Raw genomic sequence first — 17,778 nt, forward strand, 5'->3', positions numbered from 1 at the left:
ATATAGAATATAATTCAATCAAGATGTATACAAATGTATACAAACAAAAGAAAGGATTGGTGGTTGGCATGGATCAGGAATTTAGAAAGAAGACCTTCCGCGGTGCAAAAATCGAAGACACGATCTTAGAATTAGAGAAATTAAGTCAAGTATGTGAAGAGAAAGTACACAGCAGTCAGCAAGTAGAAAGGCAGCGCTTTTATGAAGGAATGTCTATTGCTTATACAACGATAGCTCTGAAATTAAAAGGCGAGTTTGATTATATCGAAACTAAAGTCATTGACGAGCTTTACGGGGCAGTGGAAAACAGCAGAACGATGAACAATGTTCCGATAGACCCCGTTAAAACCTGTTCTTTTTGCCGTAAAAATAAAGAAGAAGTTGGTGAGTTAGCAATCGGACCTGGCGTGTCCATATGCAGTCATTGTTTGAAATTTGGTGAAGACGTTATCAAGTCCTATTCAGAGAACCATACAAGTTGAAAAACTATTTATATTTAAACATCACACTTCAGCAGGCTCATAACTTCAGCAAGGTTTTGAATGATGTATTTAGGGTTGTGAGCCTCTTGGAGTGCTAGTCCCTGTTTATTGTAGAGACAAAAATCGATTCCGGCATTCACAGCACCCATGTATCATCCGTCAATGAGTCACCAACATATAAAACTTCCTGTTCACGAACATCCAGCGCTTCTATCAAAACAACTAAAAAAACCTCAAGGCAAAAAATCAGCACTTAAGGTTTTCTTGTGTATCACTTATATTAAACGAATCGATTAGTCTCGATCGTCGTCATCATCATCATCGTCGTGATCATCATCATAGTCATCATCATCGTCATCGTGATCATCATGATCGATAGACAGGACTTTTCCGGTCTTGGCGTCGACATCAACATCAGCCTCACCCTTAGAGGTTCTCACTTCAACTTCATAAATATATCGACCATCATCCTCATCCAATTCAACCTTGATCACTTTTCCTCCACCTAAAGCCTTAACTGCAATATCAGATGCTTGCTTAGAGGAAATCTTGGCGTGTGAAGACTTGACACTTTTCCGAACATCACGATCATCGTCGTCGTCATGGTCTCTATCGATGACAGACAGCACTTTTCCAGTCACCGCATCAACATGGACATCCACATCACCTTTTGACCGTTCGATCTCTACTTCATAATATGCTTTTCCGTTTTTATATTCCAGATCTACATCATCGACATGCCCATTAGCTACCTTAAGGGCAGCTTTTTTGGCCTGCGCTTTAGAAATGTATTTCACATTCTTTCGCTTGTCACGATCATCGTCGTCATGGTCTCTATCGATAACAGACAGCACTTTTCCAGTCACCGCATCAACATGGACATCCACATCACCTTTTGACCGCTCGATCTCTACTTCATAATACGCTTTACCATTTTTATATTCCAGATCCACATCGTCGACATGTCCCTTCGCTACCTTGAGGGCAGCTTTTTTGGCCTGCGCTTCAGAAATATAAGAACTCTTCCCCTGTTTAGTTTTACTATCTGCATTTACTCCGCTTGCAGCAACCGCTGTACCTCCCGCCAGCAGCGTCACCGCCAATGCACCAATCCAAATTTTACGCTTCAACATTTTTTGTTCCTCCTTCATTTTCCATTATTAATTGTTGTCTACACTTACAAGATTACATTTAACGAATGAGATTCCGGAAAGAGAAAGATTAGAATTTGATGAGAAAACAGGATCAGTATTCACAGAATACAAAAAATTAGTTGTCGTCATCATCATCATCTTGATCATCGTCCGGTTCATCATCATTCCATATCACTGTGCCAACTTTGCCTGAAATGGCATTGACCTCCACTGTCACTTCCCGACCGTCTTTCAGTTCGATCTCGATCAGATAATATGGCCGACCCTTTTCAACACCGCGAAGCTCTGCATCTTCCACCTCACCGGGATATTTAGCAAGAGCGATCCTGGATGCTTCTGCTTCTGTCAGCATCTTGGGCTCTTTGTCATCATTACCTTGTTTGTTACCGCCTTTGTTAGCAGGTGGTTGGGGTTTCGTATTGGGATTGGGTTTAGGCTTGGGCTTCGGCTTTGGTTTCGGTTGAATGGTGCGAGTCGAAAGCGTCTCGCCTGTATACGGATCGACTGTGACTTGCTGTATTGAACCATCCTTCATCTTGATTTCCGCCTCATACACCTGTCTGCCTTTACTTTCTGTCAGTTCAAGCTTATCTACACTGCCTTTTGTCCGTTTCTGTAAATCGTTTTTCACATAATCACGGCTTAAAAGTGTTTTTTGTTTTGTATCTTCCGCCGCTTCAACCAGCTCAATGGAATCCACAGTGCCCGTTCGAGCGTCAAGGACAACATGATAAAGCCCGGTTTCGGCACGTAACTTCAACTCATAAAAATCATGATTCAGTTTCGTTTCCTCAATTTCCCCTTCGTATTGGTCAAGCAACGTTTGTTCTGCAGCTTGCACGGTCAACATTGAATCACCTGTTCGAAAAGGCAGCCATACCATCAGCACAGCAGTGGATGCAGCTACGATAACTCCTATAAGCCAAACCCAGCGCCGTCGTAACTTCATCGACATCACCTCGTTATCATTTCTACTGTTTACTCAGTATATCGAAGAAAAATGAGAATTTCATGAGAAACGAAGCTAATCATTTAACTTCGCTTTGAGGGGAGGGAGCCTGAGTTTCCATCTGAAGCTTTGGATTCATTGACGAGCGAAAAAACAACAGATGCAGTCGTCCCTTTCCCTTCCTCACTGTCCAGCGTAATTCTCGCCCCGATCGCACCGGCAATATCTTTGGCCAAGGATAGCCCCAATCCAGAACCACCTGCCCCTGATTTTCGCGTTCGAGCTGGGTCAATCCGGTAAAATCGATCAAACACCTTGTCCAGTTCTTCCTTTGGAATCCCGATGCCCTGATCGGTTACGGAAATCCATTTTTCGGTATCACTTTCATAAACACGAACCGTTATGGATTCCTTACTGTATTTACGGGCATTATCCAGCAGTATAAATAAAAGCTGCTTCAGCTTGCTCTGATCTGTATTGTGCCAAATCGATTTTTCCACAATCAAAGAGATATCCCGGTGATACGCATTGCGAAATGCACGAACCGTTTCCTCCGTCAATTTGGACAAATCAACCGCTTCAACAGTTACATTCCACTGTTCTGGCTTTCTCGCCAGCATCAGCAACTGCTCGGTCATTTCGCGCATACGGATAGATTCAGACAAAATCGCTTCAACGGCTTCATCAAAAAGCTCCGGCCGCTCCTTGCCCCTGCGCTTCAACAGACTGGCATAGCTCTCTATAATCGTCAGCGGAGTCTTGAGTTCATGGGAAGCGTCGGATACAAAGCGTTCCTGACGTTCAAAACTGGCTTCCAGCATGTCGATCATCTGATTGAACGTCTCTCCCATCTCCGTTAACTCGTCTTTGGAAGGACCTTTCAAACTTAACCGCTTGAAACGGCCGCTCATAAGGATATCCTTCATCGTTCGGATCATCGAAGTTATCGGGTTCATCACCCGGTCGGCCAATATGCCGCTAGACAAGATTGCCGGAATTAGCGCAATCAACGTAACTCCAATCAGGACGGATCGAAGTGTTTTAAGACGACTCTCCGTTTCGGCCATGCTCTCCACCAGCTGTATGTTAACGACTTCACCGCTAGGCCAAATCACCGGAACCGACACCCACACATAACCGTTTCCGTCCATCGTAATGCGCTCTGTCTTTCGCTTCGGGTCGTATTCGCGTTTTAGCTCGATCAACTGATCTTCTGTAGGTGACGTAGATGAAAAGCTTGTTCCATCCGAATGTACGATCCTTATCATGCCGTTTAGCGGAGGAAAAGCCCGCAGCAGATCATCCGGGGGAATAGAGTCTGCGAACTGCTGTATCCCCTCTACCGTTGACTTCGCTTCCTGTTCAACTCGCTTCATCTCATTACTGACAGACATGTATTGAAACAGAAGATAAACGGATAGGTTCACCGCAATAAGCAATATAGAGAATAGTACAGAGGAATACAAATAAATTTTGCTTCTCAGTCTCATGTTTGCTCCTTCAATACATATCCAACTCCACGTACCGTATGAATCAGCTCCGGCGACCGGCCATGGTCGATTTTTTTACGGACATAACGAATATACACATCCACAACGTTCGTATCCCCGTAATAATCATAGCCCCATACTGCCTGCAAAATCTGCTCACGGCTCAATACCTGCCGCTGATGCTTGAGCAGAAACGTAAGCAAATCGTATTCACGAGGTGTTAGGTCGATCATGTCACCACCCCGAATAACCTCCCTTGTCTGCTCGTTTAGCTTTAGGTCCGCAACACTGAGCCATTCCATCTCTGGCACAGAAATAGACGGAATCACTTCGGCCGCTCGACTGAGTCGCAGTGCTGCCCTTACTCTTGCAAGCAGCTCTTCAATCTGAAACGGCTTGGTCACATAATCATTCGCTCCGAGGTCAAGACCCGATACTTTATCTTCTACGGAATCCTTCGCTGTCAGCAAAATAACGGGAACCCTAGAATCTTGCTGACGTACTCGCCGCAGCACTTCAATTCCACTCATATTCGGAAGCATGATATCCAGCAAAATCAAATCCCAACGACCGGAACGATATGCTTCTAATCCTTCTGTTCCACTGCCAGCTTTTCCAACCTTGTATCCTTCATATTCAAGCTCAATTTCGAGCAATCGAGCAATTTTATCTTCATCTTCAATAACCAGTATCGATTCGCTCACTTCTCTTTCCTCCCTACAAATCCTTCCTTATTTATACATCCTTTTTCATATTTTGTACAATAGCGAAGCATTTCTGCCGCTTAAATTTAACATTCTAACTTTTATGTATTTCTTATAATTCTCAGTATACAATAAACCCGGTACCAATACGGTACCGGGTTGAATAGTTTTTATTATGATCTGTTAAGTACGTGCTTATAATCATCTGCCTAAATTTCTGAACTTCTGTATATACGTTTTGGCATCCTGTACAGTACGTACCCGGTTTTTGCTCCATTCCAGCAAAATGCGATCGATGTATCGAAAATGCACCTTCCCCGCAAACACTGCCTCTTTTAAAGCCAACAAGATAAGCTCGTCAGGATAACGATCCTCATCTACCCAGCCAGAAATCATTTCTAGCTCCATAGGCGTGAGGGGCCTTCCAAATTCTTTTTCAAAAATAATAAATAGATTTCGTTCTTCCTCGGCTATAGCGAGCTCCGAAGGAGCAGGCGTGTTGAAACGTTTGAGGGAACCCAAACCATATCCTGTACGAGACTTGTCAGAACTGCCTTCACCAGACACTCCTGCATTCTCTTCCGCAAGGCATTCACCGAGCTTTATGTACAGACCGCTCAGATTATAACGTTCGTACTGTATCCCCTGCTCTTCGTCCACATGCTCATCTATACCAAGCAGACCCTCTTTCATCAGCTTTTGCAGAATCATGGCCAGCACTTCAGTTGTAGCCCCTGTCACCTGCTGTAGCTCCTCAAGAGAAGGAAACCCTTTGTATTCCACCTGTTGAAATCCAAGTAAATGGATAAGCAGCATACACTCACTGCTGTTCAAGCCGATCTTACGGTAATAGCGAAGCAATGCATATGGGATCACTGCCATCCCTTGGTTCATGCCAGCAGATGCCCCTGCAGCCCAGGACACCAAATCTCCGGTACCGTTAGCTTGATTCATTCAAAGTCACCGCTTATGGATACAACCGGTACAGTGTACGAGGGAAAGGAATGGTTTCTCGTACATGATCCAGACCGCAGATCCATGCTACCGTACGCTCTAGTCCAAGACCGAAGCCGGAGTGTGGAACCGTTCCATATTTACGCAGATCCATATACCATTGATAGGTGTCCATGGATAAATTATGATCTTTAAAGCGTTCTTCCAAAAGCTCCGGATCATCAATACGCTGTGATCCACCGATAATTTCGCCATAGCCTTCCGGTGCGATCATGTCAGCACATAATACGACTTCCGGACGGTTAGGGTCTGGCTTCATATAAAACGCCTTGATGCTGGCAGGGTAATGTGTAATAAATACAGGCTTATCGTACTTCTCTGCAATAGCCGTTTCATGAGGTGCACCAAAGTCCTCGCCCCAAGGAATATCATGTCCCTCCGATTGCAGGAATTCAATGGCTTCATCATACGTAATGCGCGGGAACGGAGCCTGAATAGCTTCCAGCTTGGAAACATCACGTCCTACGGTCTCCAGTTCCTGACGACAGTTCTTCAAAACAGATTGCACAACATGCGTAATGAACTGCTCTTGAATCCGAAGGCTTTCCTCATGATCCGTAAACGCCATCTCCGGCTCAATCATCCAAAACTCGATCAGGTGACGGCGGGTCTTGGATTTCTCTGCACGGAAGGTTGGACCAAATGAATAAACCTTACCCAGCGCCATCGCAGCAGCTTCCATATAAAGCTGACCGCTTTGCGTCAAAAACGCATCCTCGTCGAAATATTTCGTATGGAACAAATTCGTTGTTCCTTCCGCAGAAGTCGGTGTCAGAATCGGTGGGTCAACAAGAGTAAATCCGTTTATGTCGAAGAAATCCTGAACCGCTCGGATAATTTCTGCACGAATGACCATAATAGCACGCTGTTTCGGTGTGCGCAGCCATAAATGGCGGTGATCCATCAAAAAATCGACACCATGCTCCTTCGGTGTAATCGGATAATCTTCTGTCAAATGGATGATTTCAATCCCCGTAACCGTCAGCTCATACCCGGATTTGCTTCGCGGTTCTTCACGAATAACACCTGTAACATACAAAGAGCTTTCTTGCGTCAAACTCTTGGCATCATTCCAAACCTGTTCCGGCACTTCGCTTTTTACCACGACACCTTGAATATAACCTGTCCCGTCACGAAGCTGCAGAAATTGAATTTTACCGCTGGAACGCTTGTTGTTAATCCAGCCGCCAATAGTTACCGTCTCTCCAACGTGCTGGCTGACTTGACGAATCACACATTTCGTGGTCATGCATTAATCTCTCCCTTAACTACTCTTTACTGTTTGCCGCTTGCACGATGCGGTGCGTATCCCGTGCGATCACCAATTCTTCGTTGGTTGGGATTACGAGCACTTCCACTTTGGAATTTTTACTGGAAATGCGGCGCGGTTCTCCGGAGCGTACTTTGTTTAATTCCTCATCCAATTCTACACCGAGGAAAGTCAGCTGCTCCAATACTCTTTGACGCAATACGACGGAGTTTTCACCAACACCTGCGGTAAATACAATGACGTCCACGCCATTCATGGCTGCAGCATAAGAACCGATGTATTTACGCACACGGTATTCATACATCTCAAATGCAAGTGTAGAATTCGGCTCGCCCTTTTCCATGCCTTCTGTAATTTCACGCATATCACTGCTGATGCCGGAAATGGCAAGCAATCCACTATGCTTGTTCAGCATTGAATTCACTTCATTGACGGTCAGCTCTTCCTTATTCATCACGTAAGGCACGATCGCCGGGTCCAAATCCCCGCTGCGCGTTCCCATCATAAGACCTTCAAGAGGCGTCATCCCCATTGACGTATCCATGGATTTTCCGTCCTGAACTGCAGTGATTGAAGCACCGTTTCCGATATGACATGTAATCATCTTCAGTTCTTCAATCGGACGATTCAGAAATTCAGCAGCTGTTTGGCTCACGTAATCATGGGACGTACCATGAGCACCGTAACGGCGAACTTTATATTTATTATAAAGAACTCTCGGAATCGGGTACAGATAAGATTTTTCCGGCATCGTTTGATGGAACGCTGTATCAAATACAACGACCTGCGGAACCCCCGGCATGTTCACTTCAGTTGCCTTAATACCTAGCATAGATGCAGGATTATGAAGTGGTGCTAGGTCGAATAAACGGCGAATCTCCGCTTTAACCGGACCATCAACAAGCGCCGACTCCTTAAAGAACTCACCGCCATGCACAACGCGGTGGCCAACAGCCTGAATTTCATCAATTGAAGAAACAACACCATGTTCTTCATGTGTCAGCATACCTAGTACTTTCCGGATTGCCGTTGTATGCTCCAAAATCTCACTTACTTCCGTTACTTCCTGCTTCCCTGTCGGCTTATGAGTGAGAATGGAAGAGTCCATTCCGATTCTCTCCACCAGACCTTTTGCCAAAACAGATTCATCAGTCATATTATACAACTGATATTTAAGCGAGGAACTTCCTGCGTTGATTACGAGAATATTCATATCCGGTCACCATCCTTGTCGTACTTGAAAAAGCCTTCTTCCGTCTTCACACCAAGATGGCCGGCACGAACCATCTTTTTCAAAATGATCGATGGACGGTATTTCAGCTCGCCGTATTCACGGAACATGCGCTCCAAAGCCGCCAATACGGAATCAAGCCCGAAACGGTCTGCCATTTCAAGCGGACCATACTGAAAACTGTAGCCGATACGCATAGCATCATCAATGTCCTCTGCAGAAGCAACGCCTTCCTGAAGAAGATGCAGCGCTTCGTTGATCATCAGACAAATCATACGGCTGGATACAAAGCCTGGTGATTCGTAAACCATAATACCTTTTTTATCTGTAACTTCCTCAACAAAGCGCTTGGTTTCGTTAAACGTGTTTTCAGAAGTTTTCAAACCGCGAATGATTTCTACCAAATCCACTTTAGATACTGGATGAATAAAGTGCATACCAATAACCCGCTCAGGATACATGGTGGAACTTGCAAGTTCCGTCAAGCTGAGCGAGGATGTGTTGCTTGCTAATATAATACTGCTAGGACATACTTGATCAAGCTGTGCGAACACCTGCTTCTTCGCTTCCAGGTCCTCTGTAATTGTCTCTATCACCATATCACAAGCACTCAATTCAGCAAAATGAGTTACTTTTTGAATGCGGCCAAGGATCAGCTTTTTCTCCGCTTTTGTAATTCCCCATTTTTCGAGCTGTTTGTCGAGACTTGTCTCAATCATCTCATATGAATATTCCAGTTTCTCTGGTGTTTTCTCTACCAGCATGACGTCAAGACCTTTGGCTGCCAGCATTTCGGCAATGCCCTGTCCCATCGTCCCGCCGCCAATGACGCCGATTTTTTTGAAGTACATGGTTTTTACTACACCCTTTCCTTATCTCTAAACTCTATTGTACCCTTCTTTGTCGAAAAATACATAATAATAAAGGCACAGAATATAATAATATCCTAGCATGACAAAAAAGTAAAAAAAATAACCAGCATAACATTTTATGCTGGTAAAAGAGCATTTTCACGAAATTGACATCTGAATTGCTCACCTGATAATATTTCCTCTCTCATCAAGATATCCAGAGAATTGTCGAAAATTGCATGATTTTGTTCTAATAGATGTTTCGTTCGGTTCATCAAATCTTCCAAAATCAAATTATTCTCTCTCATCAGTTCCTCGGTAGTGACCATATTCATGTTAATAATACCCAATGATGTCAGTCCGGACTTCATCATCGTCTCAACGATATGAAGAGACTGCTCGAAGTCGTTACTGGAGCCTGTGCTGCGACCACCATAATAAATTTCTTCAGCAGCCGCTCCTCCGAGAGTAATCATAATCTGCTCTTCAAGAAAGGATTTTGTGTACAAATATTGCTCCTGCTGCGGGTTATGGCGTACATAACCGAGCGCTTTTCCGCGGGGGCTGAGAGCAACCTGCTTTACGCTTCCCGGACGAACAAGCTCAGCAATGATGGCATGTCCCAATTCGTGAATCGCCACTCTCTTTTTCTCCTCGAAATTCGACTCACGGTCAGAGCGCTCACCCATCATGACTTTATCAATGGCCATGGATAGATGCCTTTGCTGAATCCGTCCTTCATTTTCACGCATCGTATAGATCGCCGCTTCATTCATCACACTTTCAAGCTGAGCACCTGAAAAACCATAGGCTTCCTCTGCGATTTTCTCCAGATCTACATCCTCGGAAAGGGGTTTATTGGCCGCATGCAGCCTCAAGATGTGAGTCCGTCCTTTTTTATCCGGGAGATCCACTTGAATATGACGGTCAAAGCGTCCTGGACGAAGCAACGCGCTGTCAAGCATCTCTTTGCGATTTGTCGCAGCGATCACAAGAATTCGAGGAGTATCTGTCGTAAAGATACCATCCATTTCTGTCAGCAGCTGGTTCAGCGTCTGATCATACTCCCGCTGCTGTCCACCTTCGCGCTTCCCGCCGATCACATCAATTTCATCAATAAAAATAATGGCACTTTGCTTATTTTCTTTCGCTGCCCGTGCGCGGGCATCTTTAAACAGATTTCGAATACGCCCAGCGCCAACACCAACATACATTTCAACAAATTCACTGCCCGAAGCCCCGACAAATACCGAGTTCGTATAATGGGCGGCAGCTTTGGCCATCAGTGTTTTGCCTGTACCGGGAGGTCCAGTTAGCAAGATCCCTTTCAGCGGGCGAATCCCGAATTTTTTAATCTCTTCATGACGGATCAGAAAATCCAGCGCCTCTCGCAGCTCCTGCTTCGCATTGTCCTGTCCACCGATCTCCTCAAAAGTCAGTTTCGAAGGAGCGGTTTTTTTTCGCTTGGGTGTACGTCCACTGCCTACAGCGATTCCCCCCTTGTTTTTGGCAAAAAAGAGAAGTCCCCCTACGATGATGGCTGCAATGAGGATGGGGAGCACGTCCACGCCAATGAAAGCAAGAAATACAAACATGACTGGAAAAAAACCAATAGCTATTTCCTTGGACCACTTAGGCATGACTCCACACCTCCATTTCTCCAGGCTGACGTGGTAGAATAATAAATTTTCCTGATTTTCCATCTGATAGACTTACATATACATTGTCAGCATCGATTTGAGCGTTGGCTTTCAAATTCGGATCGTTTTTAGCCAATGTATCCAAAGACGTCTGTATATCAGTGTATTGCTTGTTGTCCATCGCTTCTGCAACCGGCAGCATCGCTTTTTCCCACCATTGATTCAGCTGATCAGACGAATGATCTTCCACCTCAATTTTCAGTTCACGCTTACCGATTACAGATTTTCCTTCTTTGTTAATATGTTCAACAAGACCACGCAAATTTGTTTCTGGCTCTAGATCAAGTTTCACAGTGACTGTATCCTGTTTAATATCTATATGAGAGCTTTTCACTCCATCATACTGTGATATGGTATCGGCCAGCGGTTGTTGAAGTGCCATTTGCTGATACAGAAACCACCCGCCAAAAAGTACCGATGCCGATATGACGACTGTCAGAACGATAGGAACAATACGTAGTTTCATGAAGTTCCTCCTTGTTTTATAGAATATATACTTTCGTATATCTAATAAATACATCAATAAAATGTATCAAAATAAGCTTAAAATCACTCAGAAATAATACAAGAAAAAGTATATCATATTTTATATAATTTTTCATTTACGTCTTCGAAAATATTAAAAATAATACAGTTTCAATTTTACGTAAGCGCTTACAATCACGATTGCAATAACACTCCAGCTAAGTGGAGTGTTAAAATTTGCTATTGGTTAGGTAAAGGAATATCTTCGCCGATCTGCTTGCCGTCCTGAAACCGATAAAAACGGTATTTCGTCTCATTGTTCAAGTTGTACAACAACTGCCAGACATATTCTCCTTCATACATTCCTGGAATAAGCCTTTCGATTTCCGCTCCCGGAAGGTCATTCTTAATCTGATTACGCATCTGCGTCTCTGATAACCCGTTGCTCACCAGTTCAGTGTGCACTGCCTTAGGTCCTTCCACCGGTTTTTTATTTTCTGTGAATTTCACCCAAACCATAATGTCCTGGTTTTCAGCATCTTTACCCGCAATAACCCAATAAATGCTATCTTTATCCCAAACTGATTTATATGTTTTCTCAGCCTTTATCAAGCCGCCATGCTGCTGAGCAGCGATGACGGCGGCTTTTTCTTCCGACCATATATCAGACATAACAGACGAATAATAAATCTGTATGCCGAGTAATATTAACAAAAAACCGGAAATACCAAGAAGGGTCCATTTCGTTTTTTTCTTCAATCTGCGTCCCTCGCTCCCTTCTTTGTGCCTTAAAGAGTCAGAAGGCGCTCGAACGCACTTTGAGCTTCACGACGAATCTTTTCCTCATCCAGGGTTAGACAAGCTCCATTTTTAACAACCTGCTTGCCGTCCACCCAAACATGCTCTACATCCTTAGCACTCGCTGAATACACCGTGTGAGAAATAAAATCAGTGTGCGGTAAAAAATGAGCCTGATCGGTATTTAATGCAATAAAGTCCGCTTTCATGCCGGGAGAAAGTGTCCCGATATTATCCAAAAATAAAGATTTCGCACCGTATTCTGTTCCCATACGCAGCGCTTTCGCAGCAGGTATTGCCGTTGGATCACCGCTGACTCCCTTGTGAATCAAAGCGGCTAATCTCATCTCTTCGAACATATCCAAGTTGTTGTTGCTCGCCGCTCCGTCTGTACCCAATGATACGACAACCCCCGCTTCAAGCAGCTGAGGAACCCGAGCAACTCCGCTAGCCAGCTTCAGATTGCTTCCTGGATTGTGAGACACCGTAACCTTATGAGCTGCCAAAATCTCAATCTCTTCATCTGTCAAATGTACCGCATGTGCAACCAAAGTCGGACGTGAGAAGACACCGAGCTTCTCAAGATGGGCTACAGGCCGTAAACCATAGTCCTTAACATTCTGTTCAACTTCAGTTGCGGTCTCTGACATATGGGTATGAATAGGCAAGTCCAGATCATGAGAAAGCTGCACAAACTTTTCGATATAATCCGGTGGACATGTGTAAGGAGCATGAGGGGAAATCATGGTCGTGATTCGTCCGTCAGCTTTACCATGCCAGTCTTTAGCAAAAGCAGCCGCCTCTTTCAGTTTGTTATCCTGAACATCAGGCGGACATAATCCGATCACGCCACGAGTTAGCACTCCCCGGATACCCGAGCGCTCCGTCACGGACGCTACCTGATCCATATGATCATACATATCAAGGAAAGTCGTTGTGCCGCCTTTTAACATTTCAAGCACAGACAAGGAAGTTCCCCAATATACATCCTCCGCTGTAAATTTCTCTTCCATCGGCCACATTTTCTCCTGAAGCCATACCTGAAGAGCCAGATCGTCTCCATATCCGCGAAGAAGGGACATAGCCGCATGACCATGTGAATTGATTAGCCCTGGCATAAAAAACAGATGTGTACCGTCAACGACCTCTATTTCCTCCTCAATTATCGGCTTTTCTTCTCCGATATAGGTAATAAGATCGTCTTCGATAACCATATACCCGTGCAGAACCGGCTTTTCATTCTGTAATGTGGCATAGGAACCGTTTTGAATCATCCATTTACGCTTCGTCATGTTCGGCACCTCCCTTTCCATTATCCAAATAATAAGCCAAGCTCTGCAAATCTGTCGTAAAATCAGCGGTGTGAATCCGAATATGTGGCGGTGCTTTCAGAATCGTTGGCGCAAAGTTCAAAATCGCTTCGATCCCCGCCGAAATGAGCTTATCTGCCACTTCCTGGGCATGAACATCAGGTACAGTAATAATCCCAATCCGGATGCCTAGCTTTTTAATCGTGGACGTTAATTCTTCCATTGGCTGAACGACTAAATTGTTAATTTTAGTCCCCACTTTGTAAGCCGATTCATCAAATACGGCTACAATTTTCATATTGTCTTTCAAGAAAGACTTATAATTGGACAAGGCATGTCCAAGATTACCTGCACCGACAAGTACGACGTTTATTTCCTGATCCAGTTTAAGTATATGACGGATTTTCTCGATAAGATAAGAAACATCATAACCGATTCCTTTTCTACCGAAATCACCGAAATAAGCTAGGTCCTTGCGGATTTGAGCCGGGTTCAGAGCCAGCTTTTGCCCAAGCTCCTGAGAGGACACCGTTGCGACCTCACGAAGATGAAGTTCGTTCAAGTAGCGCAAGTATACGGGCAGTCTGCGAACCACGGCCTCTGAAATTTTATCCGATTTCATGCATTCTCCCCCTAAACAATAGACTCAAATGAAATAGATTTTAGATTATATTATTCTTGTTCTTCCACCTGAAGCCACTCGGCAATACGGGGAACCATTTGCTCTGTCCGCATATGTTCCATTTTAGGTCCAGGCAATGAATATAAGAAATACTTTCCATAATAGGATTCGATTACACGAGTATCATATACGATAACAATCCCTTTGTCCTGAGCGGTTCGAACGAGACGTCCAAAGCCTTGTTTAAAGCGAATAACCGCTTGAGGTACCGATAACTTCATAAAAGGATTTTTCTTCTGCTGCTGTAAAAGCTCGCTTTTTGCTTCAACAAGAGGATGGTTAGGCGGTTGAAAAGGCAGTCGTACGATAGCAAGACATGTAAGTGCATCTCCAGGAATATCTACCCCTTCCCAGAATGAGCTTGTTCCCAGCAATACCGAAGCGCTGCTATCCTGAAACCTGCGGATCAGCTTGGTCCGGCTTAATCCATCCATCCCTTGCCCAAGCACGGAAATATCACTTGATGATAAAACTTCCTTCAGCGGTTCATAAACCTGACGAAGCATACGGTACGAGGTAAATAACACCAGCATTCGGCCATAAGTTGCCTGGGCTGCGTCTGCAAGTGATTGAACGAGGGTGCTTACAAAATTTTGATCTCCTACCGAGCCTTTAACGCTTGGAAAATCTCTTGGAATGACGAGCAACGCCTGTTCGCGATAATTAAATGGAGACGGCAGCTGTACCGTATTTAGCTGACCCTGATCTGCAGCATCCTGCAGCCCGAGATTATCAATCATATACTGAAATGATTTTTCTACGGAAAGCGTTGCAGATGTGAGGACAACACTTCTTTTCTTATCGAAGAACAGCTCCTTTAGCTGCTTGCTTACATCAACAGGGACGGCAAACAATTGCAGTGATTTACTTCGAAAATTCCCGCTTGCCTCCATCCAGTAAACCACGCTTTCATCGTTTAGATTCATAAAAAATCTCAGGTCTTCACGATGGGTTGCCAAGTCTTTAAGGAGGCCATTGATATCCGTAATCAGACTTTCAGCCCCATAATCATCAAGCTCTTCCCGAATCTCGGTTGTCAGCTTTTCCCCTTTGCGAACGATGTCGCCCAAGGTGACATGAATCTGATTCTCTAATTCCGTCAAGCTAGCCCAATCCTTTGGTTTTTTGGCTGGCGCCAAACGAAGCGACAATTGCATGGCATCCCCCGCAGAAGCGTCCCCTCGTTCCGGAATAAGTCTAAACAACAGGTCGCTCAGCCGGTCCCAGCACTCCTTAACGGTAATCAGATCAGGGTACAACCGATCGATAATGGACATCCACTCTCCGGCCTTTTCGTCCGCTGATGCTTGAAGCAATTGACGAAGTGCAGGCAGCTGGCCGCTGCGGCTATCTTTGTACAACCTTGTAAGCGTGTGTACTACCGAAAAATATTTCATATGCAACCCAAGGTGCTTACCTGCAACCTCTTCCAGATGATGAGCCTCATCGATAACAAGCCTCTCATATGAAGGCAAAAGCTGATGATTCGCTTTTACATCGGTAAACAGCTTGGAATGATTCGTAATGACGACATCTGCAATCCCCGCTTCATGTCTTGCACGATGATAGAAGCATTTTCGGAACCAGGGACACGCCCTTCCCAAGCAAGAATCCGAATCGCTGGATACCGTTTCCCAAAAGTCGCCACCGCGTCCGCCAAGGTTTAACTCCTCGTCATCCCCCGTCTCTGTCTGTGTCAGCCACACAATCATTTGAGCCGCTATGATGATATCTTCTTTGGGTGTATTGAAATCTCTTCTATTTATTTTATGTTCAAATTTTCTCAAACACAAATAATGCTGTCTTCCTTTAAAAACGGCAGCTTTGAACGGAAACGGAACGACCTTGGTCAAAAGAGGAATATCCCGTTCACGAAGCTGTTCCTGAAGGTTGATCGTATGTGTGCTGACCATAACCTTCTCTTCCTGCTTCACACTTTGATAGATGGACGGAAGCAAATATCCGAGTGATTTTCCCGTCCCGGTTCCAGCCTCAATCAGAAGATGCTTGTCCTCTTCAAGAGCTTTCATCACTTCCTCAAACATCATATCTTGGGCATTCCGGCTTTCATATTGTGGAAGGGTCAAGCGTAAATTTTCACGTACTTGGCCCATAAAGTCCTCAAAGGTTACATCAGCTAACGGATTATGCTCCCCCTCGTTCCGTACAGGCTCCATTTCGGTCCAGTCCTCAACCGCCAATGCAAATTGACGAAAATACGTATAATGGTCCGAATCGGGGATAGCCTGACTTTCCTTCATGGTTCGTAATCCATCAAAAAACCAGCTTAAATCACTATCCTCATCTGCGAAAAGATCGCTCAAACGTTGAATGGTAATCAGTGGAAGCTGATCCAGTTCCTCAAGACATTTCAAAAACACCTGAGCGGTAGCAAGAGCATCACTGTCGGCTTGGTGCGGCCGTTCATGCTTCAGACCGAAATAGGATGACACCATTCCGAGCTGATACGATGTCAGTGATGGAAAACATATTTTCAAAAAATGTATCGTATCCAGTATTCGCCCACTGAACGGTAAATAACCGCATTCATCCAGTGCACTTTGCAAAAAGTTAAAATCAAACGTTACATTATGCCCCACAAGCACTACATCATCGAGCATAGGTACCAGCTCCATCATCATCTCCTCAAGGGAGGGAGCTTCCGCTACATCTTGATCGGAAATACCTGTCAAGCTTGTAATAAACGGCGGAATCGGAATCCCCGGGTTGACATAAGAGCCGAACACTTGGGGTATGCTGCGGTTTTCATCGATGATGGCCAGCCCAACTTGAATGATTTTGTCAGCTGACTGATTGCCTGTAGTTTCAAAATCCAACACGGCAAATTTCATGATTCTATAAATCCCTTTCCATCCAGTCTAACTAACAGCATAACAGATGTCACGACTTTTGAACATTATGACATAAAAAAGGCGATGCCGAAAAAGCTCAGAAAATCGAGCGGCATCGCTTTTTGCAAACAGGTATTCATAACAATGAAATCAGTGGACTTCCATACTGCAGCTCCCCGCAATTTTTGTGACAAACTTCCAGGTTAATAAGCGGGTCCGGGAGCGTTGGGTCCGTTTGAATCGCCCGTGTAAAATACTCCCGAGCTTGATCAGCCCGTCCATTAATAAACTGTATGCAGCCTAAAGCATTAAAGATCATAGCCTGCAATCGGGCATCGTCCGCCAGTGGGAGAATCGACAGCAGATAGCCCGAAGCCTCCACCGTCTCACCTAAATGCAAATGAGTCATTGCCGTATAGAGCCGAATTAACAAGCTTTCGGGGTATATGGCAGCTGCAGCTTGAAAGTGGGTCAAAGCAGGACTGAACATAAGGAGTTTGTAGTAGCCTTGGCCGCGAATAAAAGCATCCAGCTGCATTTCCGGAAATTCGGTTGGAGGGAACACCGGTGAAGCAGCTGCTCCTTCACGGAAAATAGCCATTTTCTCTTCAAAACGAAGCCATTCATCAATAATACCTTCGCTCATGCTTTTTAACATGTTCCAATTATGAACCAGTGCCTGCTTCTTGGGACCGTGTGCGGAAGGGTAATGCTTCACAATTTCATCTAACATGTTGTTCATTTCATCGAATACATGCTGAAACATGGAGTGCATCCCACCCTTAATGAAAAAATGAGATCAGTGCGTCGACCTGAGTTCATTTTT

Annotated in this window: 16 protein-coding genes; 1 reads left to right on the forward strand and 15 read right to left on the reverse strand. The window is 44.6% G+C overall.

Going from position 1 to position 17,778, the window contains the following annotated elements:
- Positions 1-68 precede the first annotated feature (68 nt).
- Entirely contained in the window at positions 69-482 is a 414-nt protein-coding gene (locus tag C8268_RS12240; RefSeq protein WP_106767918.1) for a ClpX C4-type zinc finger protein, read from the forward strand.
- A 293-nt stretch (positions 483-775) separates the two neighbouring features.
- On the opposite strand, the gene C8268_RS12245 is transcribed toward C8268_RS12240, so the two are convergent.
- The 15 genes from C8268_RS12245 to C8268_RS12315 form a co-directional block, all read right to left on the reverse strand.
- On the reverse strand, positions 776-1,615 hold the full coding sequence (locus C8268_RS12245; protein WP_158702732.1) for a PepSY domain-containing protein: 840 nt from the start codon (positions 1,613-1,615) through the stop codon (positions 776-778).
- Positions 1,616-1,751: 136 nt separating this feature from the next.
- A complete protein-coding gene (locus tag C8268_RS12250) occupies positions 1,752-2,585 on the reverse strand; it encodes a PepSY domain-containing protein (RefSeq protein ID WP_158702733.1) in 834 nt (277 codons plus the stop codon).
- An 83-nt stretch (positions 2,586-2,668) separates the two neighbouring features.
- On the reverse strand, positions 2,669-4,075 hold the full coding sequence (locus C8268_RS12255; protein ID WP_106767921.1) for a sensor histidine kinase: 1,407 nt from the start codon (positions 4,073-4,075) through the stop codon (positions 2,669-2,671).
- Complete coding sequence (locus tag C8268_RS12260; protein WP_106767922.1) at positions 4,072-4,779, reverse strand: response regulator transcription factor; 708 nt, start codon at positions 4,777-4,779, stop codon at positions 4,072-4,074. Before C8268_RS12260 ends, C8268_RS12255 begins: the two co-directional genes overlap by 4 nt.
- Before the next feature lie 201 nt (positions 4,780-4,980).
- Positions 4,981-5,733, reverse strand: coding sequence for a DnaD domain-containing protein (locus C8268_RS12265; protein ID WP_106767923.1), 753 nt, complete (start codon positions 5,731-5,733; stop codon positions 4,981-4,983).
- Between the two features lie 13 nt (positions 5,734-5,746).
- Complete coding sequence (gene asnS / locus C8268_RS12270; protein ID WP_106767924.1) at positions 5,747-7,042, reverse strand: asparagine--tRNA ligase; 1,296 nt, start codon at positions 7,040-7,042, stop codon at positions 5,747-5,749.
- Positions 7,043-7,061: 19 nt separating this feature from the next.
- Positions 7,062-8,276 (reverse strand): acetate/propionate family kinase, encoded by a 1,215-nt coding sequence (locus C8268_RS12275; protein WP_106767925.1) that lies wholly within the window; start codon positions 8,274-8,276, stop codon positions 7,062-7,064.
- Positions 8,273-9,145, reverse strand: a complete 873-nt coding sequence (locus C8268_RS12280; protein ID WP_106767926.1) for a 3-hydroxyacyl-CoA dehydrogenase family protein — start codon at positions 9,143-9,145, stop codon at positions 8,273-8,275. The genes C8268_RS12275 and C8268_RS12280 overlap by 4 nt, the downstream gene beginning before the upstream one ends.
- 137 nt (positions 9,146-9,282) lie before the next feature.
- Entirely contained in the window at positions 9,283-10,785 is a 1,503-nt protein-coding gene (locus tag C8268_RS12285; RefSeq protein ID WP_106767927.1) for an AAA family ATPase, read from the reverse strand.
- A complete protein-coding gene (locus tag C8268_RS12290; RefSeq protein WP_106767928.1) occupies positions 10,778-11,311 on the reverse strand; it encodes a cation transporter in 534 nt (177 codons plus the stop codon). Before C8268_RS12290 ends, C8268_RS12285 begins: the two co-directional genes overlap by 8 nt.
- A gap of 239 nt (positions 11,312-11,550) precedes the next feature.
- Positions 11,551-12,069 carry a cell wall elongation regulator TseB-like domain-containing protein gene (locus C8268_RS12295; RefSeq protein WP_106767929.1) on the reverse strand — a complete coding sequence of 173 codons (519 nt, stop codon included), beginning with the start codon at positions 12,067-12,069 and terminating at the stop codon, positions 11,551-11,553.
- A 29-nt stretch (positions 12,070-12,098) separates the two neighbouring features.
- Positions 12,099-13,400: an amidohydrolase gene (locus C8268_RS12300; RefSeq protein WP_106767930.1), complete on the reverse strand. Its 1,302-nt coding sequence runs from the start codon at positions 13,398-13,400 to the stop codon at positions 12,099-12,101.
- Positions 13,387-14,040, reverse strand: a complete 654-nt coding sequence (locus tag C8268_RS12305; protein ID WP_106767931.1) for a redox-sensing transcriptional repressor Rex — start codon at positions 14,038-14,040, stop codon at positions 13,387-13,389. Before C8268_RS12305 ends, C8268_RS12300 begins: the two co-directional genes overlap by 14 nt.
- A gap of 50 nt (positions 14,041-14,090) precedes the next feature.
- Positions 14,091-16,952 (reverse strand): ATP-dependent DNA helicase DinG, encoded by a 2,862-nt coding sequence (gene dinG, locus C8268_RS12310; RefSeq protein ID WP_106767932.1) that lies wholly within the window; start codon positions 16,950-16,952, stop codon positions 14,091-14,093.
- Positions 16,953-17,088: 136 nt separating this feature from the next.
- Positions 17,089-17,718 carry a tetratricopeptide repeat protein gene (locus C8268_RS12315; RefSeq protein ID WP_106767933.1) on the reverse strand — a complete coding sequence of 210 codons (630 nt, stop codon included), beginning with the start codon at positions 17,716-17,718 and terminating at the stop codon, positions 17,089-17,091.
- Between the last annotated feature and the right edge of the window lie 60 nt (positions 17,719-17,778).

Origin of the sequence: Paenibacillus faecalis (genome assembly GCF_900289175.1) — a bacterium.
Lineage (GTDB): Bacteria > Bacillota > Bacilli > Paenibacillales > Paenibacillaceae > Paenibacillus_AQ > Paenibacillus_AQ faecalis.